Annotated in this window: 26 protein-coding genes and 1 pseudogene; 20 read left to right on the top strand and 7 right to left on the bottom strand. The window is 40.9% G+C overall.

Annotated features, from left to right (window positions below):
• The first annotated feature begins 107 nt into the window (after positions 1 to 107).
• The 3 genes from PS3_RS06085 (at position 108) to PS3_RS06075 (ending at position 4,177) form a co-directional block, all read left to right on the top strand.
• The gene (locus tag PS3_RS06085; RefSeq protein ID WP_141566745.1) at positions 108 to 1,196 is read left to right on the top strand and encodes an ammonium transporter family protein; all 1,089 of its coding nucleotides are present in this window, start codon (positions 108 to 110) and stop codon (positions 1,194 to 1,196) included.
• Positions 1,189 to 2,295: an NAD(P)/FAD-dependent oxidoreductase gene (locus tag PS3_RS06080; protein WP_040468376.1), complete on the top strand. Its 1,107-nt coding sequence runs from the start codon at positions 1,189 to 1,191 to the stop codon at positions 2,293 to 2,295. Before PS3_RS06085 ends, PS3_RS06080 begins: the two co-directional genes overlap by 8 nt.
• A gap of 73 nt (positions 2,296 to 2,368) precedes the next feature.
• On the top strand, positions 2,369 to 4,177 hold the full coding sequence (locus tag PS3_RS06075) for a heavy metal translocating P-type ATPase (RefSeq protein WP_040468375.1): 1,809 nt from the start codon (positions 2,369 to 2,371) through the stop codon (positions 4,175 to 4,177).
• A gap of 50 nt (positions 4,178 to 4,227) precedes the next feature.
• On the opposite strand, the gene PS3_RS06070 is transcribed toward PS3_RS06075, so the two are convergent.
• Positions 4,228 to 5,427 carry an aminotransferase-like domain-containing protein gene (locus PS3_RS06070; protein WP_007122372.1) on the bottom strand — a complete coding sequence of 400 codons (1,200 nt, stop codon included), beginning with the start codon at positions 5,425 to 5,427 and terminating at the stop codon, positions 4,228 to 4,230.
• Between the two features lie 212 nt (positions 5,428 to 5,639).
• On the opposite strand from PS3_RS06070, the gene PS3_RS06065 reads away from it, so the two are divergent.
• Complete coding sequence (locus PS3_RS06065) at positions 5,640 to 5,990, top strand: hypothetical protein (protein ID WP_040468373.1); 351 nt, start codon at positions 5,640 to 5,642, stop codon at positions 5,988 to 5,990.
• Between the two features lie 45 nt (positions 5,991 to 6,035).
• Here PS3_RS06065 and PS3_RS06060 read toward each other — a convergent pair whose 3' ends face one another.
• Positions 6,036 to 6,389 carry a HesB/YadR/YfhF family protein gene (locus tag PS3_RS06060; protein WP_007122371.1) on the bottom strand — a complete coding sequence of 118 codons (354 nt, stop codon included), beginning with the start codon at positions 6,387 to 6,389 and terminating at the stop codon, positions 6,036 to 6,038.
• A 155-nt stretch (positions 6,390 to 6,544) separates the two neighbouring features.
• Between PS3_RS06060 and PS3_RS06055 the strand changes: the two genes are divergently transcribed.
• The 4 genes from PS3_RS06055 (at position 6,545) to PS3_RS06040 (ending at position 10,703) form a co-directional block, all read left to right on the top strand.
• Entirely contained in the window at positions 6,545 to 7,705 is a 1,161-nt protein-coding gene (locus PS3_RS06055) for a hydroxymethylglutaryl-CoA synthase (RefSeq protein ID WP_007122370.1), read from the top strand.
• A gap of 144 nt (positions 7,706 to 7,849) precedes the next feature.
• Positions 7,850 to 8,440: a histidine phosphatase family protein gene (locus PS3_RS06050; RefSeq protein ID WP_040468372.1), complete on the top strand. Its 591-nt coding sequence runs from the start codon at positions 7,850 to 7,852 to the stop codon at positions 8,438 to 8,440.
• Positions 8,441 to 8,451: 11 nt separating this feature from the next.
• Entirely contained in the window at positions 8,452 to 9,537 is a 1,086-nt protein-coding gene (gene serC, locus PS3_RS06045; RefSeq protein ID WP_007122369.1) for a 3-phosphoserine/phosphohydroxythreonine transaminase, read from the top strand.
• Positions 9,537 to 10,703: a phosphoglycerate dehydrogenase gene (locus PS3_RS06040; RefSeq protein WP_040468370.1), complete on the top strand. Its 1,167-nt coding sequence runs from the start codon at positions 9,537 to 9,539 to the stop codon at positions 10,701 to 10,703. The genes serC and PS3_RS06040 overlap by 1 nt, the downstream gene beginning before the upstream one ends.
• Positions 10,704 to 10,755: 52 nt before the next feature.
• Here PS3_RS06040 and PS3_RS06035 read toward each other — a convergent pair whose 3' ends face one another.
• Complete coding sequence (locus PS3_RS06035) at positions 10,756 to 11,625, bottom strand: LysR family transcriptional regulator (RefSeq protein ID WP_040468369.1); 870 nt, start codon at positions 11,623 to 11,625, stop codon at positions 10,756 to 10,758.
• A gap of 107 nt (positions 11,626 to 11,732) precedes the next feature.
• Here PS3_RS06035 and PS3_RS06030 point away from each other — a divergent pair, with 107 nt between their 5' ends.
• The 8 genes from PS3_RS06030 to PS3_RS05995 all read left to right on the top strand — a co-directional run bounded on the left by PS3_RS06030 (position 11,733) and on the right by PS3_RS05995 (position 16,362).
• The gene (locus PS3_RS06030) at positions 11,733 to 12,332 is read left to right on the top strand and encodes an NAD(P)H-binding protein (protein ID WP_040468367.1); all 600 of its coding nucleotides are present in this window, start codon (positions 11,733 to 11,735) and stop codon (positions 12,330 to 12,332) included.
• 27 nt (positions 12,333 to 12,359) lie between these two features.
• On the top strand, positions 12,360 to 13,196 hold the full coding sequence (locus PS3_RS06025; RefSeq protein ID WP_007122368.1) for an SDR family oxidoreductase: 837 nt from the start codon (positions 12,360 to 12,362) through the stop codon (positions 13,194 to 13,196).
• Between the two features lies 1 nt (position 13,197).
• Positions 13,198 to 13,755 carry a DapH/DapD/GlmU-related protein gene (locus tag PS3_RS06020; RefSeq protein ID WP_007122367.1) on the top strand — a complete coding sequence of 186 codons (558 nt, stop codon included), beginning with the start codon at positions 13,198 to 13,200 and terminating at the stop codon, positions 13,753 to 13,755.
• A gap of 61 nt (positions 13,756 to 13,816) precedes the next feature.
• A complete protein-coding gene (locus tag PS3_RS06015) occupies positions 13,817 to 14,239 on the top strand; it encodes an OsmC family protein (RefSeq protein ID WP_050950864.1) in 423 nt (140 codons plus the stop codon).
• A 113-nt stretch (positions 14,240 to 14,352) separates the two neighbouring features.
• Entirely contained in the window at positions 14,353 to 14,679 is a 327-nt protein-coding gene (locus tag PS3_RS06010) for a PadR family transcriptional regulator (protein ID WP_040468365.1), read from the top strand.
• Complete coding sequence (locus tag PS3_RS09880) at positions 14,680 to 15,276, top strand: DUF1700 domain-containing protein (RefSeq protein ID WP_050950863.1); 597 nt, start codon at positions 14,680 to 14,682, stop codon at positions 15,274 to 15,276.
• 2 nt (positions 15,277 to 15,278) lie between these two features.
• Positions 15,279 to 16,115, top strand: a complete 837-nt coding sequence (locus tag PS3_RS06000) for a DUF4097 family beta strand repeat-containing protein (RefSeq protein WP_040468364.1) — start codon at positions 15,279 to 15,281, stop codon at positions 16,113 to 16,115.
• Positions 16,108 to 16,362: a PspC domain-containing protein gene (locus PS3_RS05995; RefSeq protein WP_412768443.1), complete on the top strand. Its 255-nt coding sequence runs from the start codon at positions 16,108 to 16,110 to the stop codon at positions 16,360 to 16,362. Before PS3_RS06000 ends, PS3_RS05995 begins: the two co-directional genes overlap by 8 nt.
• Positions 16,363 to 16,413: 51 nt before the next feature.
• Here the strand turns inward: PS3_RS05995 and PS3_RS05990 are convergent, their stop codons facing one another.
• Positions 16,414 to 17,274: an NAD(P)-dependent oxidoreductase gene (locus PS3_RS05990; protein WP_007122366.1), complete on the bottom strand. Its 861-nt coding sequence runs from the start codon at positions 17,272 to 17,274 to the stop codon at positions 16,414 to 16,416.
• A gap of 193 nt (positions 17,275 to 17,467) precedes the next feature.
• Here PS3_RS05990 and PS3_RS05985 point away from each other — a divergent pair, with 193 nt between their 5' ends.
• Both PS3_RS05985 and PS3_RS05980 read left to right on the top strand, forming a co-directional pair.
• Positions 17,468 to 18,991, top strand: coding sequence for an ABC transporter substrate-binding protein/permease (locus PS3_RS05985; RefSeq protein WP_040468360.1), 1,524 nt, complete (start codon positions 17,468 to 17,470; stop codon positions 18,989 to 18,991).
• 1 nt (position 18,992) lies between these two features.
• A complete protein-coding gene (locus tag PS3_RS05980; protein ID WP_007122364.1) occupies positions 18,993 to 19,721 on the top strand; it encodes an amino acid ABC transporter ATP-binding protein in 729 nt (242 codons plus the stop codon).
• Positions 19,722 to 19,759: 38 nt separating this feature from the next.
• On the opposite strand, the gene PS3_RS05975 is transcribed toward PS3_RS05980, so the two are convergent.
• Together PS3_RS05975 and PS3_RS05970 are read right to left on the bottom strand one after the other, a co-directional pair.
• On the bottom strand, positions 19,760 to 21,367 hold the full coding sequence (locus tag PS3_RS05975) for an amino acid ABC transporter ATP-binding/permease protein (protein ID WP_007122363.1): 1,608 nt from the start codon (positions 21,365 to 21,367) through the stop codon (positions 19,760 to 19,762).
• Positions 21,364 to 23,109, bottom strand: a complete 1,746-nt coding sequence (locus PS3_RS05970; protein WP_007122362.1) for an ABC transporter ATP-binding protein/permease — start codon at positions 23,107 to 23,109, stop codon at positions 21,364 to 21,366. Before PS3_RS05970 ends, PS3_RS05975 begins: the two co-directional genes overlap by 4 nt.
• Before the next feature lie 163 nt (positions 23,110 to 23,272).
• Between PS3_RS05970 and PS3_RS05965 the strand changes: the two genes are divergently transcribed.
• Complete coding sequence (locus PS3_RS05965) at positions 23,273 to 24,034, top strand: NADPH-dependent oxidoreductase (protein WP_007122361.1); 762 nt, start codon at positions 23,273 to 23,275, stop codon at positions 24,032 to 24,034.
• Between the two features lie 298 nt (positions 24,035 to 24,332).
• Positions 24,333 to 24,527, top strand: coding sequence for a hypothetical protein (locus tag PS3_RS05960; RefSeq protein ID WP_050950862.1), 195 nt, complete (start codon positions 24,333 to 24,335; stop codon positions 24,525 to 24,527).
• Between the two features lie 64 nt (positions 24,528 to 24,591).
• Here the strand turns inward: PS3_RS05960 and PS3_RS05955 are convergent.
• Positions 24,592 to 26,034, bottom strand: a pseudogene (locus PS3_RS05955) (DHA2 family efflux MFS transporter permease subunit).
• Between the last annotated feature and the right edge of the window lie 105 nt (positions 26,035 to 26,139).

The raw sequence follows: 26,139 nt of genomic DNA, 5'->3' as shown, positions 1-26,139 counted from the left end.
TTATGATAAAGAGAGCTAAAAATACATTGACAGATAAAATTAGATAATGTTAAACTCAATTCCTTGATAAATAGTAATATTTACTATCTGAAAAAAGGGAGGAGTTAGTGTTGTTTGAGTTAGTCTGCTTTCTCATCATGTTGCCAATGATTTTTAGCGTTCCTATATTGTATGTGGGAATGCTAGGACAACAAGGTCAAGAAAAAGCTTTGCTGGGGATGACAGTTGCCATCTTCGTCGCGATCGGGTGTTGGTTTGCCTTTGGAAATCAGTTAATCGGGGGAGCAAACCTTTTATTTGGTTCTGTTAGCAACATCATAACGGGTCTAGTCCAAATGGAATTTTACCTATATGCCATTGTAATGCTAATTGGGACGATTGTAGTTACCAAAGGTTGTCGTTATTTCATGGGATTTGTGCCTCTGTGGACTCTTTTAGTCTATTGTCCAATCGCTTACTTAATTTGGAATGACCAGGGATGGTTAAGGCAAATGGGGGCCTTGGATTTCTCGGGAGGAATTGTCGTTCATTTGACCGCGGGACTAACAAGTTTAGTCTTGTCCAGAAAGGTGACGCCAGTCAATGATCCCATTCGTGAGAATGATTTTCGGACTAAATATGCAGCCACCTTAATGATCATGATTGGTTGGCTTGGCTTCAACCTGGCACCAGCTGGTCATTTTAATCAATTAGCTAATCTGGTTTTAGTCAATACATTGATAGCGGTAATTGGCGCGATGATTGGCTGGCTATTATTTGCGCGTTTGGTGGCTAACCTTATCGAAACAGATGATCTTTTAAATGGCATCATTTGTGGTTTAGTAACTAGTACCTGTCTGGTTGGGTATGTTAGACCACTTGAGATCGGCCTGGTTACCTTCGTGGCTGGTATCGCCTGCCCAACTGTTATAGCAAAAATGAATCAGTCTGTAACTTTTTATGATGCAGTGGATTCCTTTGCGATGAATGCGATTGGGGGACTAGTTGGGGTCGGGGGCCTAATGTTAATTAAATTTGGGGACATTTTTAATCAACCAGAGCAAACCAGTCGCTTTATTCTGGCGGAATCGCTAGCCGTTATCATCGCGACTGCCGTCACAGTAATTGGGACCATGATAGCCCATCAGATCGGCCTCTTGTTTAGTCAAAAATTATTGTTAAAGTTCAAGTTTCAAGGAGAATCAACTAATGAATAAAATCACCATTATCGGAGCTGGCGCAGCTGGAATTGGCATGGGCGTGATCTTAAAACAGCTTAATTATCCTGATTTTCAGATTATTGAACAGGGGGAGATCGGGGATAGCTTTCAAAAGTGGCCCAAAGAAACCCGATTCATTACCCCATCATTCACCAGCAATGGTTTTGGGATGCCCGATTTAAATGCGGTGACAGTCGATACTTCACCGGCCTATACCTTTGGCATGGAACATTTAAGTGGTCGTCAGTATGCTCATTATTTAAAGTTAGTGGCCCAAGCTTATCAATTACCAATTGTCGAACATACCACTGCCAAAGAAATTCTGACTGTAGATGATGGCTATCAAGTTATAACTAGTCAAGACACCATTACGACGAAGTATTTAATTATGGCGGTAGGCCAATACCATACGCCGAGGTTAATTCCTCACCCTGAGAATGTCCTTCATTATAGCCAAGTAGATAGTTGGGAATCCTTTAGTGGGCATGATCAAATTATCGTGGGGGCGAATGAAAGTGGGATCAATGCGGCGATTAACCTGGCACAACGAGGAGATAAAGTAACGGTCATTACCGATGAAACGGGACTGGATGCTGATGAAGCAGATCCTAGTATTCGCTTGGCACCTCATACTCAGCATTGGTTTATGAATTTATTACTTGATCATGCTGATCGAGTCAATTTGGTTCGCCACCAACACCTCGTTGACGTTATCCATAATGATCACGGCTATGAATTGCTTTTTGAAGACGGGCGACGGATGGAGAGTAAGGAGCGACCAATTTTATGTACTGGTTTTGTCGCGGGTCCAGTTACTTTATGGCCAGACTTATTCCGTTTTGACGGTAATCAAATGGTGCTCAATGAATTTGACGAATCGACAGTTGCTTCTAATATCTTTGTAGTCGGTCCGGATGTGCGCCATCAAGACGCGATCTTTTGTTACATTTATAAATTCCGGCAACGGTTTAGTGTCGTGATGGAGGAGATTGCTAAGCGGGAGGTCCTAGACATTAGTGATCTAATTGAAGCCAATCAACGAAATGACTTTTATTTAGATGATTGTGGTAGTTGTGGTGTTGCTTGCCGTTGCTAATAAATACATTTAATATATCTTTCCTCTATACATTTTAGAATGATTCTAATATAATGTAAGAGGAGGGATGATTATGACACATAAACAAAAACTTATAACCATTTTCGGGATTGCGATCTTAACAGCTATTCTACAATGGGGCTTTGATCTTCCCTTATATGCGCAGATTGTGGTTACTATTGCCGGAGCCGTAGTAACAATTTCGATGCTGATTGAAATGATTAAGAAAATGATCCATGGGGATTTTGGGGTCGACATTCTTGCCGTAACAGCGATTGTTGCAACACTGGCGGTTGGTGACTATTGGGCTTCCATGATTATTCTTTTAATGTTAATTGGTGGTGATTCCCTAGAAGACTATGCTAATAGGAAAGCCAATAGTGAGTTAAAAAGTCTTTTAGATAATTCGCCAGAACAAGCCCACCGTTTAAATGGAGATCAAGTTGAAGATATTAAAGCCGACTCGGTTAAGGTTGATGATGTTTTATTAATTCGACCAGGTGAACTTGTGCCAGTCGATGGTCGGGTCTTAGAAGGTGATTCTAATTTAGACGAATCATCCTTAACCGGTGAATCGGTCCCGGTTGAAAAGACTGTGGGGGATCAAGTTTTATCCGGGTCAGTGAATACGGAAGGAATGTTGAAGGTGGTTGCTGAACGAACGGCAGCTAACAGTCAATATCAACAATTAATTCACTTGATTCAACAAGCTGAAAACGATCCAGGACGCTTTGTTCGTTTAGCTGATCGCTATGCCATTCCTTTTACGATTGTGGCTTATGTCCTAGCTGGGATTGCCTGGTGGATAAGTAAAGATCCCGTGCGTTTTGCCCAAGTCTTAGTGGTGGCTTCGCCATGTCCGTTGATTTTAGCAGCTCCCGTGGCTTTTGTGTCTGGGATGGGACGCTCCTCGAGAAACGGGATTGTCGTAAAGACTGGGGATTCGATCGAAAAATTAGCGACTGCAAAAACGATGGCCTTTGATAAAACTGGGACCCTGACGCAAGGAAATTTAACGGTTGATCAAGTGAAACCAGCTGATCATTTCACTTCAGATGAAGTTTTACAATTAGCAGCGAGCGTGGAACAAAATTCTGGTCATGTAATTGCCCAATCAATTACTAATTATGCTTTAGACCATCAGATTAAATTATTAACGACCAATGAAGTCAAAGAAGTAACGGGAAATGGTCTACAAGCTATGGTCAATGGTCACTTAGTTAAAGTCGGGAAATTGATCTTTGTTACGGACAATCAAGCGATCAAACCATTAAATCAAACTGCATCATATGTTTCGGTTGATGGTCAATATGCGGGTTGCATTACTTTAGAGGACCAATTACGTCCAGAAACAATTCGAACAATTAGTGAGTTGCATCAATTAAAGATTAACAATCAAATGATGTTAACTGGTGATCAGGAAGAAACCGCTAAACGGATTGGTCAAGAAATTGGGTTTGATCAAGTGGCGGCGAACTTATTACCGGCGGATAAGATTAGTCGAATTAAGGCACTGACTCCCGATCAACGGCCGGCGGTCATGGTCGGAGATGGGGTTAATGATGCACCGGTTCTCAAAACGGCTGACGTCGGGATTGCCATGGGTGCGCGGGGATCAACGGCGGCAAGTGAGTCGGCTGATATTGTTATCATGACCGATAATCTTGAGAAAGTTGCTTCGGCCGTCTTAATTGCTCGCGATACCTTAAAAGTTGCTAAACAGTCCGTGTTGATCGGGATTTTCATCTGTATCGGTTTAATGTTAATTTGTATGACTGGTTGGATTCCGGCGATTATTGGAGCATTGCTACAAGAAGTGATTGATACGGTTTGTATTCTCTGGTCCTTAAAAGCTCGGACCGGACAAAAATTACCAGCTTAATATACAAAAACAACTCCTTAGCTTTGCTAGGGAGTTGTTTTATATCAAGCTTACTTATTAGCTGCAATGGCTTCTTCAAGTGCTTTACCAAGCCGCTTTAAACCTTCTTCAATTTGATCAGGTTTCATATTGGAGTAGTTGAGTCGGAGATGACCAGGTTCTGGCTTAGCAGCGTAGAATGGTTCACCAGGTACAAAGGCCACTTTCTGTTTTAGACAGGTTTCAAATAATTCTGTCGTATCTTCGACACCAGGTACGGTTACCCATAGGAACATCCCACCTTCAGGGTGAGTATATGTAACGCCTTCAGGGAAGTATTTTTGCATACCTTCTTCCATCAGCTTTTTACGTTGACCGTATAGATCACTGATCTTCTTAACGTGTTCGTTAACATCATTTTGTTCGTAAAACTTAACCGTACACCATTGAACTAGGTTGTCGGTTCCCAAGTCGGCCGTTTGCTTCAAAACCGTAAACTTCTTTACAAAACCAGGGTCAGCTACAAAGTATCCTAACCGGAAACCTGGAGAAAGAATCTTGGAGAAGGTTCCCATATAAACGACATTGTCAGTCTTGTCATATGATTTAATGGCATCAACGTGTTCACCTTCGAAACGAATATCACCGTATGGATTATCTTCAAAGACTAAAAAGTCATACTTAGAAGCTAATTCAGCGACTTGTTTCCGCCGTTCTGCTGGCATTGTCCGACCAGTTGGGTTTTGGAAAGTTGGGATCACATATAAGAACTTTGCTTCAGGATGGGCTTGAACGGTCTTTTCCAATTCCGCTGGAATCAAGCCATCTTCATCTGTTGGGACCCCAACTAAGTTAGCCCCGTATGACTTAAAAGCGTCAACCGCACAAAGATAAGTTGGATCTTCCACTAAAACAGTGTCGCCAGGATTAACTAAGGCTTTAGCAGCTAATTCCAAGATTTGTTCCGAACCTGACGTCATACAAATATTTTCGTCTTTGGCATCAATGTTTTCGTGTTCTTTTACAATCTTAGTGACTAGTTCACGCATGGCAGCAACCCCGCGGGCATCACCATATTGCATGACTTGTTGGCCGTGTTCGTCAAAAGCGGCTTCAGCTGCCTTCTTCATTGCTTCGACTGGGAAAAGTTCAGGAGCGGGAAGACCACCGGCAAAAGAAATAATTGATGGGTCCGCTGCCGCTGCCAAGATTGCTCCAACGGCATCCGTACCATCTGCAGGAACTCGTTTCGAATATTTAAATGTTGCCATAAAATCACTCCTTAATTGATTTCTAATAAATTTCTAATGTATGAGTATTGTATACCCAACAATTTAAAAATTAAAGGAAAAATTAGGAGATTCTTACTTTTTTCGATAGTTTTCTGTAAATGCAAAAGAAATTAGCTTTTCCTAAAACTTTAGCGTGGTCAATATTAATTTGGTAAACTGAATTTGGAACAGGAGGAAGCTATTTAAAAACCATGAAAAAGTTTATCTATTTGATCCTAGCCCTAGGAGTGATCATTATTGCTGGTTGTCAAGATCGGCAGAGGGTTAAAGTTACCTATCAAAATGCTAATCAAGTGCAGACGGCCTTGAACCAAAATAAGCAACTGAAAGGTAAATACGTCAAAATTAAGGTCACATCAGTCGTGACTAATGATAATTATGGATATGTCATGAAGTCTAATGATGATGATCAACAACTCCGTTTTGTTAGTAAAGAAAAACCTAAAGTTAAATCAGGTCAGACGGTAACCTTAAAGATTAGTTCGGTAGAAGGAAATTTAGGTACTTATATCATTCGCTATCGTAATTTAACTATAAATTAAAAGGGTGGAAAGAAACTTCGTCGTTTCCTTTCACCCTTTTGTTCATTAATGTGAGGCGGACGCCTTTGCATCAAGTTTAGATCCATCATTAGGTTTAAAATGGTAGGCAGGTCCATCAATTGCTTCATCATAAGACACTTCAAGATCTAAGCCATTAAAGAACCAAAAATCACTGTCCTGAATATAATAGTGAATACCGTCAATCACTTCATCGACCACCGGCGAATTAGGTTGGTCGCACCGGGACATAGCCGCCGAGAAACCAGTGTGCGCATTCGTTGCGCCATAGACCCGACCAAAGAAACGGATCCCATTGCCAGGTTCTAAGTTCATCTCCTTGCGAAACCATTCAGAGATTTGGGGAGTGAGGGTAATTTTGGTTTTAGTAATTTCAGACATAGTAAACTCCTTTGAAATCGTTTTCTATAGTGCTAGCTTACTATTTTATAACTAGCATGGTCAACCATTTAGTTTGTGTAAATCTGAGCGAAATTAAAGCTTTTAAGGTATAATAATCCATTGGAAAGATACGAATTTAAGAGGAGTTCATGATCATGCAAATTGGGATTGATAAAATGGCGTTTGCCACTACCCCGTATTATTTAGACTTAGTTGACTTGGCTCAGGCCCGCGGAGAAGATCATAATAAATATTTAATTGGGATTGGTCAAAATAAACAGGCGGTCGTTCCGCCAACCCAAGATATTGTGACCTTGGCTGCGGAAGCCGCTAGTCGTTTATTAGATGATCATGACCGGGAAGATATTTCCACCGTCATTGTGGCAACCGAGTCGGGTATTGACAACTCTAAAGCGGCGGCGATTTACGTTAAGCAGTTACTTGATTTAGATGATTTTGTCCGGACGATTGAAGTGAAAGAAGCCTGTTATAGTGGAACAGCCGCCATCCAGTTTGCGCGTGGTTTAGTTGCCTTGGATCCTCAGCAAAAAGTTTTGGTAATTGCGGCTGATATTGCACGCTATGGCTTACACACGGGCGGTGAAGTAACCCAAGGGGCTGGTGCGGTAGCCATGTTAATCAGTGCCAATCCACAAATGCTTGCGATCGAGTCAGGAAGTGTAGCCTTATCCCAAGATGTGATGGATTTTTGGCGTCCAATATATGCCACGGAAGCTATGGTTGATGGTAAGTACTCGACCAATGTGTATATCGATTTCTTCCAGCGAACTTTTAATCGCTATTGTCAAAGGCAAAATAGGCAATTAAGTGATTTTGCTGCGCTGGCTTTTCACCTGCCATTTACCAAAATGGGTAAAAAGGCCTTAGAAGCCGAGCTAGGTGACCAACAAGATGCAACTAGTCAACGCTTGCGGGCTAATTTAGTGGCTGAACAAGCTATTCCACGCGAAGTCGGTAATCTCTATACGGGGTCATTATATTTAGGGTTAATGTCACTCTTGGTGAATGGAGATGTCCAACCTGGTGAACGCATCGGTTTGTTCTCCTATGGCTCGGGGGCAGAGGGTGAATTCTACAGTGGCATCTTACAGCCAAGTTATCAAGATGGATTAAAGGCAGCTTCGTTAGCTTTAGACCATCGTCAGCGGGTTACGATGAGCGAATATGAAGCATTATTCAATCAGCAATTAGGCATAAAGGCTGAAGATGTGGATTTTGATTTAAGCCAGGATCCATCACGCTTTGTCCTGACAGGACAACGAGATCATCAACGACAATATTTGTCTCGTTCATAAATAAGCGAAGGTTTAAGACGATTAAGTTTTAAACCTTCTTTTTGTAAGTTGTTCGTTAAATTTGACGGGTTTTAATTAAAAAGTGGTTACAGATATTTAATTAGAGTATAATTGAAACATAAATCACAAACAAAGGAGAATATTATGACGATTTTATACGTAGTTCGCCATGGCCAAAGCGTTGCTAATTCCAAGGGAATTATGCAAGGCACTAAAATTGACACCCCCTTAACACCATTGGGTCGTCAGCAAGCCCAAGCAACCAAAGAACATTTAAGCGGGATAAGCTACGACCACGTAGTTGCGAGTCCATTATTAAGAGCTCATGAAACAGCCCAAATCATTGCCGGTAATGATGCGAATATTCACTTAGATGATCGGTTGAAAGAATATGATTATGGGGACTGGGATGGCGAATTAGAAGCAACCCTGTGGGATAAGTACCAACAATATTTTGATGAGCATCATAATCTATTAGCCGGGTCATGGGAGGTCTCTCATGGCGATACTTATGATCAGGTCAAGGATCGTTTAGTTTCCTTGTTTGATGAACTTGTTGCTACATATCCCGATGGGAAAATTTTAGTTGTCAGTCATGGTTTCACCATTAAGTTAATGGCTGATCTAGTTCTAAAAATCGGGAATTTAACCGGGTTGAGTGAGCCATCAAATGCTGGTTTAACTAAATTGGTCCTTACACCATCAACTAAAACTTTAGAGTTTTATGGACGTTAGGAGGAGATTTTATGGATAAAGTGTATAATTTTTCGGCAGGGCCTGCGACCTTACCACATGAAGTTGTCTTAAAGGCGCAAGCTGAATTGCTATCATTTAAAGATAGCAGGATGAGTGTCATGGAGATTAGTCACCGGTCTGATTTATACACGACGATGGCTAGTGAAGCTGAACAAGATTTACGGGATTTAATGCAAATTCCTGATAATTATGAAGTGCTCTTTTTGCAAGGGGGCGCGACGCAATTGTTCTATACGCTGCCTTTAAACTTTGCTAACCAAGTTCATCGAGTCGGTTATATTAATACTGGGCACTGGTCCGAACGAGCTGAAGAAGAGGCACGTTACGTTTCAGGTTTAGCCGTGGAAGAAGTGGGTTCTTCAGCCGATCAACATTTTACGGAGTTAGTCCATCATGTAACTTTAAATGGTGATTATGACTTTATTCATTTAACAACTAACAACACGATTGAAGGAACCATGTACCGGGATTTACCAGGACTGAATGGCAAAACCTTGGTGGCTGATCTATCTTCCAATTTCTTAGGCCAAGAATATAATGTAAATGACTTTGGCATCATCTATGCTGGGGCTCAAAAGAACTCGGGAATTGCTGGCTTGACGGTAGCCATCGTTCGTAAAGATTTATTAGAGCAAGTGCCGGATTTACCAGCGATGTTAAGCTTTTCAAAACAAGCAGCGAAACATTCGGCTTTAAATACTCCACCAGTCTTTGCGATTTATATGGCAGGCTTAGTCTTCAAGTGGATTAAAGAACAAGGTGGCGTTGCAGCGATGCAAAAGCGAAATGAAGCTAAAGCGCAATTACTATATGAATTTTTAGATTCATCAAACTTATTCCGTAATCCGGTCGTCTCGGCTGATCGCTCTACGATGAACATTCCGTTTGTCACTGGAGATACTGACTTAGATGCGTTATGTGTTCAAGAGGCAACCAAGCAAGGCTTAATGAGTTTAAAGGGCCATAAGTCAGTTGGTGGTCTGCGGGCTAGTTTGTACAATGCCATGACGATTGATGGCGTGCAAGCTTTGGTTAAATTTTTAGAAGAGTTTGAAAAAGAACATGGGGGTAAATAATGTATCAAGTAAAAACCTATAATGTCATTTCGCCAGTGGGCTTGGCCAAACTACCAGCCAGTCAATATGCCGTTAACAAATCCGATGATCCAGATGCCTTAATTATTCGTAGTCAAGATATGCATACCACGGATTTTGGTAAAAATGTCAAAGTGATCGCTCGGGCGGGAGCGGGTTTTAACAATATTCCTTTAAATAAGGCGAATGAACAAGGCACGGTTGTCTTTAATACTCCAGGATCCAATGCCAATGCGGTGAAAGAATTAGTAATTGGGATGCTAATTTTGTGTAATCGGCACGTAATTGACGCGGTTAATTGGTCGGCCCAATTGGTGGGGGCTGATGTTTCTCTACAAACTGAAAAGAATAAGAATCATTTTGCTGGTCATGAATTAGTGGGTAAAACCATTGGGGTAATTGGTCTAGGAAATGTTGGATCACGCGTAGCTGGTGCCGCTCAACAACTTGGTATGAAAGTGGTTGGGTATGACCCTTATATTTCAGTCGAACATGCTTTACAATTATCAAATCAAATTCCCCGGTTAGACTCGTTAGCCGAATTGCTGCAACAAAGTGATTTTGTGACGATCCATATTCCATATACGGAAGACAATCGGCATTTAATAGGTGAAAATGAAATTGCGATGATGCCAAAAGGCGCAGTCTTATTCAACTATTCGCGAACCGATATTGTTGATGATGTGGCGGCGACTCAAGCGCTCGATCAAGGTCATCTCCAACTATATGTAACTGATTTTTCAACGCAAGCGGCCGTTGAAAATCCTAAAGCGATCGTGACTCCGCATCTCGGAGGAACGACTGAAGAAGCGGAAATCAATGGTGCTGTTATGGCAGCCAATACGATTAGAAACTTCTTGGAACAAGGGATCATTCATCATTCAGTTAACATGCCGGAAATGACGACCCCAATGCAATATAATCATCGAATTACGGTGATGCACCAAAATGTCCCTAACATGTTAGGGCAAATTACGACGGCGGTTGCCAATGCTAATATCAACATCGATAACCTATCAAACCAATCACGGGAAACGATGGCTTATACGGTGATTGACGTTAACCAATTAGATGGTGACACCGAGGCCTTAATTAAGAATCTGGAAGCTATTCCAGCTGTTGTTCGGGTTCGGCTATTGAACCGTTAAAAAAGATCATGATTTATGGAAGCTGCAAATCCATAAATCATGATCTTATTTTTTAGGCTTGATATGCCTGGCAAAGTAAGCGGATAAAAGCAGTTACTAATGGACTGCAGTTATCATGCGTGAATAGGCAACAGGGAAGATTAACATTAGTCGCAAAATCTTTCCAAACAAAGGTAGGGTCGTCATCTTCATATAAATCGGGGCTAAGACAAACGGCTTCGCCCGCTGCGACATAAGTTAAGGTTGTACTGTGATCGTGACTATTAATTGTTGATAAATTCAGGTCGGCCTTGAGTTTTTGCTGTAGGTCACGCAAGGGTTGGGGACTTCCCCCACCTACCAAAAGGGTTCGCCCCTGCAGATCAGCTGGGGTGATTAGGTCTTGTTCTGCTAAAGGATCATCAGCTCGAAGGACTAATTTGAGCCGGCTATCATATAAAAGGTGGGCCTCAACCCCAGAAATATCCTGCAATTCATCGCCCCGCGAAAAGATAATATCACTTTGACCAGCTAAAAAATTTTCCAGGCGATGTTCACTATTATCAAAGATTGGATCAATAAAAACTTCTGGGTGTTGTTGACGAAAGGCAAACATGACTTCTGGTAATTCTAATAAGGCCGTACGGGTAAAAATGCTAATTCGGATGGTATCACTGTATTGGCGAGCATAGTTCTGGCAACGTTCAATTGTAGTTTGTAAATCAGCATTTAGTGATTGTAGGGCATTACAAAATTGTTGCCCTACAGAAGTCAACGCGACTTTTCGATTGGAACGATCAAAAATCTTAAAGCCCACTTCGGCTTCCAGGCTTTGAATATGATGGGAGAGGGTGGGTTGACTAATATAAAGTTCGTTAGCTGCGCGGTTAAAATTCAAGGTTTTAGCAACGGCTAAGGTACATTCAACTTGACGCGAATTCATAGGGTCACCTCATTAATAGATTTATTCTATTATAAATAGATTTTAAGTATTAGACTAGTCTATTTATCAGGTATATGATTAAACCATCAACAAAGGAGGTTGATGAAATGAATGTCTTAATCCTTGGTGCTACTGGAACGTTAGGTTCAGCAGCTCGTCAAGAACTATTAAATCAAACTGATGCTAATTTAACCTTATTTTCACGGAGTGCCGATCGGTTAACGGTTGATCCAAAGCGTGAAAAAGCAATTAGTGGTGATCTAACTAATGGTCAAGAATTAGATGCAGTGATGGAAGGTCAGGATGTGGTCTTTGCTGCTCTTAGTGGTAATTTAAAACGATATGCTCAATCAATTGTTGAATCAATGGATCGTAATCACGTCCAACGTTTAATCTTTATTTCTTCAATGGGAATTTATGATGAAATTCCAGCCTCGGTCGGCTCACGCGGTAACCTAAAATACAATTCGGTATTGCGTCCCTACCGTGAGGCGGCGGATGTAATCGAAGCTAGTGATTTGAACTATACGGTGATTCGGCCAGGTTGGTTCACTGGTGGTCCGGTTAATTATGAAGTTACCCATAAGGGCGAACCATTCGGCGGCCATGATGTTTCAATTAACAGCATTGCCGATTTAGTTCTTAAATTAGTTAACGACAATCAATTATATTCAAAGGAAAGCGTTGGAATTAATACTCCAGCATAATCAATAAAGAAAACGAGGTAAGAAAAAATGAAGCAAGAAGTAATGTTAGTGACTGGTGCCGGACAATTATCAATGGCGATTGCACGTCGCATGGGATCTGGAAAGAAAATTATTTTAGGGGACTTAAGTCTTGATAATGCTAAGAACATTGCAGAAGTGATGACGAATGCTGGTTTTGATGTCGAAGCCGAACAAATGGATTTGTCATCTCGTGAATCAATTCAAAATTTAATTAAAGTGGGTCAATCCTTTGGGGACATTAAATACTTAGTTAATGGTGCTGGGGTTTCACCTTCCCAAGTTCCAGTGGAAACGATTTTGAAAGTTGATCTTTACGGGACGGCTGTCTTAATGGAAGAAGTCCGGAAAGTAATTGTTCCTGGTGGGAGTGGGGTCGTAATCTCAAGTCAATCAGGATTCCGGATGCCAGCATTAACAGCCGAACAAGACCGGGCTTTAGCAATGACACCAACCGAAGAATTGTTAGACCTTGATTTCTTACAACCTGATCAAATTGAAAACACCTTACATGCCTACCAATTAGCAAAGCGGGCCAATGAAAAGCGGGTTATGTATGAAGCTGTTAAGTGGGGTGAAAAAGGGGCCCGGATCAACGATATTGCTCCAGGTATTATCGTTACACCTTTAGCTATTGATGAATTTAATGGGATCCGTGGTGATTTCTACAAGAATATGTTTGCTAAATCACCAGCTGGTCGTCCGGGGACGGCGGATGAAGTAGCAGATGTTGCTGAATTATTAATGAGTGAACGTTCCCAATACATTACTGGTTCAACGGTCTTGATTGATGGTGGAGCAACCGCATCCTACTTCTACGGTCCATTACAACCAACGGAGGAATAAGATGGGCGTCTTTGAAAATCTAAGAAAAGGCCAACATTATGCGATTAGTGATCCTGATTATCAAGCTGAGGTTCACCAAGAGATTAATCGGAGTGAGCATCTAAGCTATTTAATCAGTCAAACCGATCCAAATGAGCAGAAACGCATTCTTGATCTGGAAAATCAACTATTAAATGATCAAATGCATGATGGAACTTATTTTACGCCACCCTTTAATATTGATTGTGGTAGTCGTGTTTTCTTAGGGAAAAATGTTTTTGCTAATCATGATTTAAACATCATGTCGGCAGGCACGATCACAATTGAAGATGGGGTAATGATGGGCCCGGAGGTTGCTTTACTGACGGTCAATCATGAACCCAAGAATATTCGCACGGTTTATACGGGTGAAATTCATATCAAGAAAAACGCTTGGTTAGGTGCTCGTGTCAGTGTCTTACCGGGAGTAACAATCGGGGAAAATGCTATCGTCGGAACTGGGGCAGTAGTGACTCATGATGTTCCTGATAATACCATTGTGGCAGGGGTTCCTGCTCGGGTTATCAAGACTATCGATTAAGATCGTTGACATTCCATTGCTAATTGTTATGATAAGGGAAAACCTTAGGAGGTAGCTAACAATGGCCAAAACGATATCGATTGATGGACAATTATTGCCAGCTGGTCGTCAGGTGAAAATCAAAGCGGATCACCATCAGTGGATGATTGATGAACCAGAAAGCAGTCATGGGACTGACGTGGGTCCTAGCCCTGTGCAATATTTATTAGGAGCAGTAGCTGGCTGTTTAACAATTACTGCTAAATGGTTAGCAGGACAAAAGGGAATTCGGTTAGATAAATTTGATGCGCATGTTGAAGGCACCTATTCGATGAAACATGCCAAGGATCCGGATTTTCAAAATCACTTTACTGAAATTCGGGTTCATGTTGACCTGGAATCAGATTTAAATCCTGATGAAGAAAAAGCTTTTATTGAAGAATGTCGGATGTATTGTCCGGTCGAAGGAACGATCGTAAATCCCACCAGCTTCATAATTGAATAAATACCAAATCCACTAGATTTTAGGGTCTAGTGGATTTTTTATATATAAAATTATACTGTATTGACACATAATACTATATACCGTATAATATTGTTGAAGCGGAGGTACAGAAAATGAAAATTACAATCAATGCTGATCTGCTGGATGGATTAGTCCTAGCCTTATTAAGTCGTCAAGACTACTATGGCTATGCCTTAACCCAAGATATGCAAGCAGTGATTTCAATCTCTGAGTCAACCATGTATCCGGTGTTACGACGATTAAAGAAAAATGGGTATTTAGAAACTTATGATCAAGCTTTAGATGGCCGTAATCGTCATTATTATCGAATCTTACCAGAGGGTCAGGAACACCTGGAGCGGATCATCAAAATGTGGAATGATTATAAAGAAAGTTTGGACCAAATTTTTAATGGTCATCTAGATGGGGAGGAAGGATAGATGGATAAGCAAAGATACTTGGAAGAATTAGCTAAATATCTGGCACCATTATCAGCAGAAGAACGTCAAGACGCCATCGATTTTTATAGCGAAATGATTGATGACGCCGGCTTAGTGACTTGGGACGCGATGGTCATGAAATTAGGTAAACCGGAGAGTTTAGCCCATAAGATTGTCGGAGACCAAGAAGGATCAAAGGAAACAAGTTCGCAACCAACTAGGAGACATTTGAACGCTGGAACATTGGCTTTAATCCTCCTAGTAATTGTGATTACCTTTCCGATTTGGATGATTTTATTAGGCATTGCCTTTGGGATTGTCGTCGCAATTATTGGAGCTGCCTTTGGTGTAATCATGGGAATCATCTCTACCATCATGGTCGGAATTATTTTAGGGATTACTAACATTTATATCGGCATTCTAATGGCGACGACGAATCCAGCCGTCAGTTTATTCTATATTGGAATCGCGATTATTGCCTTAGCTATAGCTATGTTCCTATTGCCGTTGATTTGGTTTGGCTTTAAGTTACTAATTCACTGGATGGTGGAATTAATTCAATGGATTACGAAGAAATTACATCGGGGAGGGCACTAATCATGAAGAAGTGGTATTTTTGGAGTTTGATCGTCCTCATTGTCGGGCTCGTTGCAACCGCCATTGGTTTTATTGGTCATGGTAATCAAACGATAGAATTTGAAAACTGGCATCATGCTAAGATCGTTACTAAATCATCCAAGATCACTACTAAGACGACTAAATGGTCAGAAAGCGATTTTAACCAAATTAATGTTGATGTGAAGAATGTTGATGTTGTCGTCCAAACCGGTGATTCATACAACGTAAAGTTTGTCGGTTCGCCAGATGCTAAATTTAAGGTAAGTAAAAAAGATCAAACTTTAACTGTTAAGCAAACCAAGGACGCCACGAAGGGCTACCGAATGCGGACGAAAGGTTTCTTCTGGATTTACGACCATGATAAACATGCTGATTCGAAATTAATCATTACGGTACCTAAAGACACTCAATTATCGAATGTTTCTATTAATGAAACCAATGCTGACTTAGCTGGTGATCTGACGCTGAAGAACATTAAGGCTGATAATGTTTATCTTTCAACTGGTGGCGATATTACTGTTAACCAAGCCACTATTAATGGTGGTCAAATCATTAGTGAAGATGATATTGACCTCCAAAAGACGACCTTTAATGGTCAAGTAACCGTTAATAGCAAGAATGGCGATATTGAAGTTTCAAATGCCAATGATCAGATCGGTTACCAAGTTCAAGCTGCTAATGGGAATGCTAAGCTTTTTGACCAATCAAACGACAGTGGAGATCAATTAAAGGTTAATGAAGATAATAGCACTCAAGTGAAGTTGACTGCTAGCAATGGTGACATTGATGTTTTGAAAGGAAATGATGACAATGACTAAAAAGCTTTATAAATCAAATGACCGAATCATTGGTGGAGTCTTTGGCGGAATTGCTGAATATTTTGGCTGGGATAAAACGGTGGTACGGTTAATTGGCACTTTAATTATTCTCTTCGTTGGTCAACTATTTTTAGGGGTACTTGCTTATTTTATTGCGATGGCAATTATGCCGAACCGACCTGATTATCAAAAGGGTGATAATCATCGTTCCGATGCGCCGATTGAAGGAGAATTTGAAGAGAAATAAAAATAAAATGGATCATAACCTTAGAATATTGACTAAGATTATGATCCATTTTTATTCATACCAATGGTATAAAGCTTGGGTGCCTTCATCACCGAAGCCCATTGATTCGACTGCTTGGCATTCTTTTAGAATTTGGTCTAAAATTGCTAATTTAAGGTCACGATCATTGGCTTCATTGTGGGCGATTTTAAGATCTTTAATAAAATGTTTCATATAAAAGGTGGCTTTGAAATCATTGTTAATTAACATAGGCATGAAGGCTTCCATTTGAGCACTTCCAGCTGCCCCAGCCCGAATAGTATCAAACATTTTTTGCGGATCAAGGCCGACCGCTTTGGCGTACCGTAAGGATTCGCAAACTCCTGCTAATGCGCCTGCTAACGCGATTTGGTTAGCCATTTTAGTATGCTGACCGGCACCAGCTGGTCCTTGTAAGACAATTTGTTTTCCCATGGCAGTAAAAACTGGAAAAGCATGCTCAAAAGTGGCCTGATCTCCACCGACCATAATTGATAAACTACCATTTTCAGCTCCCGCTAAACCACCAGAAACCGGTGCATCCAGAGCCAAGAGTTTATGATCAACGGCAGCTTGATAGATTTTTTGGGCTAATTGTGGGCTGGTTGTCGTCATATCAATAATGGTGGTACCGGGGTTAGCCCCTGCTAAAACCCCATGTTCACCAAAGTAGACTTCTTCAACGTCTTTAGGATAGCCAACTATCGTAATGATAAAGTCCACATCATGTGCACATTGAGCGGCATCATCAGTCCAATTAGCTCCATCATTAATAAGGTCTTCTGCTTTGGTCTTGGTCCGATTCCAAATTTGCACTTGGTAGCCGTTTTTCAGCAAATTTCTAATCATTCCATGACCCATTAAGCCGGTCCCAATAAATCCAATCTTTGTCATAAGATCCGCTCCCTTCGTTAAGTTATCTTCATTATACTCTTTATGTTATCAGAGGTTATATACAAAAATAGTGCATAACAAGAAAGGATATACAAAAATCGGCAGAAATATCCTGATTGTATTGTATTAATATTCATTTTTTGGTATTATACATACATAATCATGAATGAAAATCATAGAAAGGGATTTGATTATGAAAAAACTTTGGAAACAAATGCTAATGTTAATCGCTACTTTAGCATTAATGATGTCGGCGCTGGTTCCTTCAGCGCTGGCTGCTAGTAGTTCATCTAGTAGCAGTGAAGCTACTAGCAGTTCGGCTTCTTCAACTTCGGGTGATAAATTAGCCGAAATTAAACAAAAAGGGGTCCTCGTGGTGGGACTGTCAGCTGATTATCCACCATTAGAATTTACCGCCAAAATTAATGGAAAAACAGAATACGTTGGGGTCGATGTGTCGATTGCTAAGGCGATCGCTAAGGATCTGGGCGTCAAACTTGAAATTAAGAATATGAGTTTTGATTCGCTCTTGGTGGCCATGGAAACTGGTAAAGTTGATATGGTTATCTCAGGGATGAACGCCACGGCCGAACGGAAGCAAAGTGTGGACTTCTCGCATGTTTATTACAAGGGTGGGGCCACCTTCCTGATTAATAAAAAGGATAAAGCAAAGTACAAATCAGGTAATGATCTTAAAACGGCTAACATTGGGGTCCAAACAGGGACTGTCCAAGCTACGATGGCCAAGAACAGTTTCCCAAATGCCACGGTAAAACCTTTATCTAACCTCAGTAACTTAGTTTTAGCTTTGAAGTCTGGCAAGACCAATGCCGTCCTGATGGATGCCTTAATTGCCAAAGCCTATGCTAGCAATGATGATTCTTTAGCCGTCGTTTCTAAAACTGGCATTAAGAATGATTTAAGTGATGCCGGAACGGCGGTTGCTATGCCAAAAGGACAAACGAGTTTGGTAAATGCAGTTAACCAAACAATCGATCGGATTAACCAAAACAAGACAGTTGAAAAGACTTATTTGCCAGCAGCTGCTAAATATATGAAGAAGGTGGAAGCTAAGCGGACCCTTTGGAACTACTGGACTTACTTTGCTAAAGGGATTGGTGATACTTTAATTATCACAGTGGTTTCGGTCTTCTTTGGGTTCGTATTGGGAATTCTACTTTCCTTAATGCGGCTTTCCAAAATCAAGCTGTTACATTGGATCGCGGTATGTTATATTGAATTCGTTCGGGGCACTCCGCTAATGGTTCAAATTATGTTTATTTACTTTGGGATTGGGGCGGTAATTTCATCCATGCCAGCTATTTTAGCCGGAATTATCGCAATCTCCTTAAACTCGGGAGCTTATGTCGCCGAAATTATTCGGTCCGGGATTCAATCAATTAATAAAGGCCAAAGCGAAGCTGCTCGTTCCTTAGGTTTGAGCCAAAAGATGACCTTCCAATATGTTGTGATGCCACAAGCTTTAAAGAATATTTGGCCAGCCTTAGGGAACGAATTTATCACCTTGCTGAAGGATAGTTCCTTAGCTTCAACGATCGGGGTTGCTGAATTAATGTACCAAACTCAGTTAGTACAAACCTCTACATATAAAGGAGTGGCTCCATTAGCCATCACTATGGTACTTTACTTTATTATGACGTTCACTGTTTCAAAGATTCTGGGATACTACGAAGGGAAGATGAATCACGATGGATAAGATGCTCGAAATTAAGAACCTCCAAAAGAAATTTGGGGATCATGAAGTTTTAAAGGACATCACCGCTGAAGTCGACAACGGACAAGTGATTTGTGTCATTGGTCCTTCTGGTTCCGGGAAGAGTACCTTTTTACGGTGTTTGAATTTATTAGAAGAACCAACTTCTGGTAAGGTGATCTTTGAGGGACAAGAATTAACGAATCTTAAGGAAGCTCAACTTGATGTGTTGCGGGAAAAAATGGGCATGGTTTTCCAAAGTTTTAACCTGTTCCCGAATATGACCGTTTTGGATAATATTACTTTGGCACCGATCAAGGTTAAGAAAATCGATAAAGCCAAAGCTGAAGCGACAGCTAAAGAGTTATTAGATCGGGTCGGCTTGGCAGAAAAGGCGAATGCCTATCCTGCCAGCCTATCCGGGGGTCAACAACAACGGGTGGCAATTGCGCGGGCGCTAGCAATGAATCCCGATTTGATGCTATTTGATGAACCAACCAGTGCCTTGGATCCGGAAATGGTCGGCGAAGTGCTGGAAGTTATGAAAGACTTGGCTAAATCTGGGATGACGATGGTGGTCGTTACCCACGAAATGGGTTTTGCTAAAGAAGTGGCGGATGAAGTTTGGTTCATGGATGAAGGATATATCCAAGAACAAGGAACGCCAACGGAAGTTTTCGATCACCCCACGAGTGAACGGGCCCAAAGCTTCCTAGCTAAGATCTTAAAATAGTAGAAAAGGAGATCCAAAATTTGGATCTCCTTTTACAATTAGATGGCAAGTTCATAGATTTGGTCAGCAATTGATAGAGTTGATAAGCGGTGGGAAACAATGACCACCGTTTTTTCTTTTGCAATTTTTTGCAGCGACTTTAAAATAATCGCTTCATTTAAAACATCCAAGTTAGCGGTAATTTCGTCGAGGAGCAGTAATTCACCTTCATGTAAAAAGGCGCGGGCAATTCCTAGCCGTTGCTTTTGACCTTCCGAAATACTGTCGGCTAATTCGCTTAACTTAGTTTGATATTGCTGCGGTAAAGATTCGATGTAATTAGCGATCCCGGCTTGTTGAGCGGCCAATTGAATTTCTTGATCGCTGGCCTTGGGATGACCTAATTTAAGGTTATTCGCGATGGTGTCTTGAAAGAGCCAAGTTTCTTGGGCAACATAGCTTTCCATCTGGCGTAAATAATTACTATTAATCTCTATTAAACTAGTCTTGTTAATGGTAATTTGCCCTGTATCAGGGTCATAAAAACGCGCTAATAACTTTAAAATAGTTGATTTACCCGTCCCACTTGGGGCGTGGATTCCCATAATCTGTCCCTTAGGAATGGTCAAATTAAGGTTTTGGATGACTGGGTTGACGGTATCAGGATAAGTAAAGGTAACGTTAGTTAATTGAGCTTGGTCATAAGACGGTTGTTGGCCTTGTTCGACATCTTGTACAATGGGCTCTTCATCAAGCAGGTTGACTAAACGTTGGGCAGCGCCAATGGTTTGGGAGAGTCCGGCGGTCAGCGAAGATAAAGCAATTACTGGCCCAAAAGATGAGAGTACTATAACCGTAGCAATAATGATATTTACAGGACTTAAATGCAAGGCATAGGCAATTAATAAGGTCCCAAGAGAAAAACCGAAAACTATCAGGTAAATAGCAGCATTTTGGAGGCCAGTGCCCAAACTAATTTGACGTTGGGTATGATTCAAAGCTTTGGTTTGGTCAGTTAGTGATTGTAATCGTTTCGGCATGCCCTTGAATTGTAAAAGTTCGCCTAATCCATATAGGGAATCGAGGACGTATGACGATAATTGGCCCAGTTGATTACGGACCTGAAGCCCTCGTGCGTCCATGATATGGTGACTAACTAGGGGAATTAGGTAGCCAATTAAAAGATATCCTAACAGGGCCCACAGACCAAGCCAGGGTGACATCCAAGTTAGTACTCCAGCGACCATAATTGACACTAGGGTTGCAATCGCGACCGGGGAAATGGTGTGAGCATAGAATAATTCCAACATTTCAATATCACTGGTTACTAGTGCGATTAAATCTCCCTTGCTCTTATTTTCTAAGATAGCTGGACTTAACCGACGAAGAGCCGAGAACACTTTTTGCCGCAGGAGCGCTAAAAGCTTAAAGGCAATTAAATGATTACAATAATGCTCCCCATAATGAAGGGGCCCTCGTAAAAAACCACAGATCAGAATGGGCCAAAGATAATTAATAAAATTACCGTGGTCCGTGAGTAGACCAGTAATAGCAATTACGGGAAGGGCAATAACCGTTAATTGACCTAGCACCCCTAAGCAGATGGCTGCAAGCATGATGCCGGTCAAAGGAGCAATTAGTTTAAATAGACGAAATAGGGCGCTCATGATAATTCCTCCTTGGCGCTAGTGAAACACTCTAATTTAGCTTGATGATTAAATAAATTGGCATAGGCACCGTTCTGCGCCAGCAGAGTCTGATGGTCACCACTTTCAATAATTTGTCCATGATCAAGGTAAAAAATTTGATCACAGTCAGTTACATTCGCTAAACGATGTGAAATTAAGATAACCGTTTTAGTTTTAGCAACTTGTTTAATAATTTGCATTATCAAAGCTTCTGATTCTTGATCAATATTCGAAGTTGCTTCATCAAAAATAAAGACCTGGGCATCTGTCAGTAAGGCGCGAGCAATAGCAAGCCGTTGTTTTTGCCCACCCGAAAGATTTGCGGCATCAGTCTCAATCAGCGTCGATAGCCCAGCTTTAGACTGACAAAAGTCCCATAAGTTAACTTGCTTTAGAGCCTGCATTAGCTCTTGATCGGTGGCATCCGGTTTAGCCAAGATAAGATTGTCGCGAAAACTGCCCTTAAAGACAAAAGAATGATGACTAACAATAGTAATTCGATCACAAAGGGAATCCTGTGATAAATCAGACAGTTCAATGGGACCGAATTTTAACGATCCTGCATATTGACGAGCTTGTCCACTTAGTAAAGCAACTAAAGTAGATTTACCAGCTCCCGAAGGGCCAACGAAGGCTATCATTTGACGAGGCTGAATGGTTAAAGCAATATTAGTTAAACTCGGCTGATGGGCATGCGGATAAGTAAAAGTGAGCTTGTGACTGCTAATTGTAAATTCCTGATCAGCTATATTTTGATCCCCATCGGTTGGTTCAGCTAAATCTAAGAATTCAAAAATTTTGTTACTGGCCTTCATGCCGTTCATTCCCATATGGAAATAAGCGCCCAATTGTCGCATTGGTAAGAAATATTCAGTAGCAAGTAATACCAAGACGATGGTTTCTTGAAGCGTAATGTGAGCTTGATGATATTGACTAAGGGCCACTACAATACCTACGGCAGCTCCGCCATAAGCGACGAGGTCCATGATAATGGTACTGAAAAGTTGCGTGGAAAGGACTTTCATGGTAATCCGACGGAATTGTTCACTTTCGGCAATAATCTCATTTTCTGCTGCCTGATCCGCTTGATATACTTTTAAGGTGGTCATCCCATGGAGCTTCTCCAAAAAGGTATCGCCTAGTTGGTAGTAACTTTTAAAATAAGTCGAGAGGATCGAAGTGACTAACTTCATAATCACCATAATCACGATGGGAATTAACGGGACAGCACAAAGGAGAACAATACTGGTCGGGGCATTAATTTGAACCAAAATAATGAAAAGGGTAATTGGGGCTAACAGTGCATAGAAAAATTGACTTAAATAGCGGCCAACGTAAGTTTCAAGTTGTTCAATTCCTTCGGTCAGCATTTGCGTAATTTGAACGGAAGGAATTTGTTCTCGATAACCAGTTCCTAAGCGTGCTAACTTTTCAAACATGGTGAAGCGGAGACTTTGTTTAATTTCACTCGCAGCAAAGAAACTTGCATGATCATAAGCCAGCGAGCATCCCATCCGAACGATAATTGCCACCCCAATTGTGCAGAGGGCGTACAATAACGATATTGTTTTGCCTTTATTGTGTAGAATTTGATCAAAGATCGAGGCAAATGCAAAAATTAACATGATTTGCGCAATTAATGAAAGCCATTGCCAGAAAATTTGGAGAGCAATCTGTCGTCGTGATGAGGTCAGCATTTTTAATAAGCGAATTTTAATCATATTCTAATCTCCCGTAAATAAATAAAATTTTATCATCTTCACTTTCATTTCGAAATACTTAATTTAATAAAATTAAGATTCAGAGTTGAGAAGCTAATTTAACTTGTGCGATAATGATCTCAATCAAGATTAAAATAATTTAATGAAAAGAAGGGATCCCTTTATGATTGAAAACGAAACAATCAAACACCAATTAAATCACCGTTCTATCCGTCAATTTAAGCCCACCACATTGTCGGCCGAACAACTGACGACCCTATATGAGGTGGCCCGGCAAACTTCCACCAGTATGTTTATGCAACAAATGACGATTTTACATTTGACGGATGAGAAAAAACGGGCCGCCGTCCGGGAAATATGTCATCAACCCTACGTTGGTGCCAATGGCGATCTATTAATTTTTATTGCTGATTTGCATCGCAACCAATTAATTCGTCAACAAGCTGGAAATAATGATGGTCGCTTACATACTACGGATATCTTTTTACAAGCTGTTGAAGATACAGTATTAGCTACCCAAAACGTGTTGAATGCGGTCGAAAGTATGGGACTCGGTGGGGTCGTCTTAGGGTCTATTAAGAATGATTCGCAAAAATTAATTGAAGTTTTAGGCTTGCCAAAGATGGCCTTCCCAATCTTAGGTCTGCAAATTGGAATCCCGGATCAAGATCCGCAATTAAAACCGCGGTTACCGTTATCATTAATGGCTTTTGAAAACGATTATCCTAAGACGATGCCAATGGACTTAATGCCGGATTACGACCAGGTTGTAAATACTTATTACGATTTACGAAACGCTAATCAGCGGGTCGATACATTTACCAATCAGATTAATAGCGATAAGTTGAATCAACAGGTTACAAAGCGTGATGAGATTGTAGCTGCTTTACATCAACAAGGTTTAGCCTTGGATTTAAACATTTAAATCTTAAGATGAACTCGCCATTTGAGGAATCAAAAGGGGCGGGTTTTCATTTTATTTTAGTAAAAATACTCATTATCTAAATTAGTGTATCTTTATATAATTCCTATAATTATGGTTAAGAATATCGCTAAAATTATCGTGATGCAGTTTAAATATCCATTATTATTGTTACAATAAGAATATATAATATATACGCAAATCAATTAATTTGGGTAGTCTGATTGCCTATGATGGATGATAATATAATGAACCAAATATGTAATATTTTATCTATTTAGACATCATGTGAGGTGAGAAGATGACAGTTAAATTAAGACGTGTGGGGACATCAAACACATTAACAGTACCCAGTTTTATTAAACCAGTTGCATCAGAATATCAAGTATTCGTGGCTGAAGATGGGGTGATTTTCTACGTCCCGAAGAAGAATGACCAAAGTGAAATTGAACGAATTGCTCGGAAACACGGAGCATTTTTACCTTACCAATATTAAGATTAGACATCATAAAAAAACCTGCGGCCCAGTGGTCGCAGGTTTTTTATATCGGGTATCTAAATTATTTAAATTGGTCGAGATCAATATCTGTACTACGGGTTTGAGCTTTTCGACCCTTAAGTTTAAATGATAGGATCAAGGCGATTACAATTAAGGCGATCGTAAAACAGAAACCATAGTGGGCACCATTGGCAAAACGAGCGGCGGATGACCCATGACTTGCTGCTTGTCCCATCCCCATGAAACTAGTTGCTAAGGCCGTCGCTAAGGCTCCTACAACTTGTTGTAAAGTATTCATAATGGTACTACCGTCGCCGGCTTCAGGACCTTGGAGGGAGTTTAAAGCACTAGTTTGAGCTGGTGACATGGCTAATGGCGCTCCAATCATCAAAACTACATGGGCAATGATTATGTAAGGAATGGATGATGAAGGACCAGCAATCGCTAGCATTAATGCTCCAACAAAAGTAACGATGAAGCCAATCGTGGCGGGAAGCTTAGCACCAACCTGATCATACATCCGACCAGCAATTGCCGAAACAAGCGCGTTAATGATGCCTCCTGGTAACATGATTATACCTGTTAGGGCTACTGCAATGCCCATTGCATTTTGGATGAATTGGGGCATTAAGTACATTGCGGAAAGGATGATTCCAAAGTCGAGCATAACAACTGCAACTCCTAAGGAGAAACTGGAATTGCGCATGACCTTAAGATTGAGAATTGGATTCGCTAATTTTAATTGTCGAGTACAGTAAAGAATAAAGACGACGATCCCAACAACTAAGCAGGTGAGAACTTGCCAAGATAGCCAGCCTAATTCACTAGCTAAACTAGCTCCCGCCACAATTCCGGAGAAACCAATGATTGATTCGCAAATTGATAATAAATCAACGGGCGGTTTAGTTTGTTGACCGACATTTTTAACAAAACAGATTGAGAAGATTAAGGCGATTGCTAAAAAGATGACGAAAGTCCAAAAAATCCAACGCCAGGATGCGATCCCTAAGATGATCCCAGTTAAAGTCGGGCCAATCGCAGGGGCAAACATAATTACTAGGGCCATGACCCCATTGACGGCTCCTAATTTTTGGGGCGGAAATAGTTGCATGGCAGTTGCAAACATGGTTGGAAGAATCAACCCTGTCCCGATCCCTTGAATCATTCGTCCGGTTAGTAGAATCGCAAAGTCACCGGCTAGGGCTGAAATGATCGATCCAATCATAAAGGCGACAATCGCAAAAATGACCACTTGGCGAGTCGTAAACCATTTACCGATGATGCTAGAAAGAGGCATGACAATCCCAATTACTAGCATATAACCCGTTACCAACTATTGGATGGTCGAGGTTGGCAGGTGAAAGGCCTGTTCAAGTTGCGGAATTGCAATGTTGAGGGATGTTTCACTAAACATTCCGACAAAAGCGCCCAACAACATTCCGAACATTGCGATCCAAGGATGTTTCACTTGCACGCGAGCGGACATAACATTTGTATTTTCCATAAATTAACTCCTTCTTTCTTTTTCACACAATTGATTACTCTACCAGAATTTTAAATTTTTCGTAAGTTGATCAATAAAAAAACTTGAGATTTCTCTCAAGTAATT

It is taken from the genome of Limosilactobacillus gastricus PS3 (genome assembly GCF_000247775.1).
GTDB classification, from domain to species: domain Bacteria; phylum Bacillota; class Bacilli; order Lactobacillales; family Lactobacillaceae; genus Limosilactobacillus; species Limosilactobacillus gastricus_A.
Note: the sequence above shows the minus strand (reverse complement) of the source record. Positions and strands in the feature narration are given on the sequence as shown.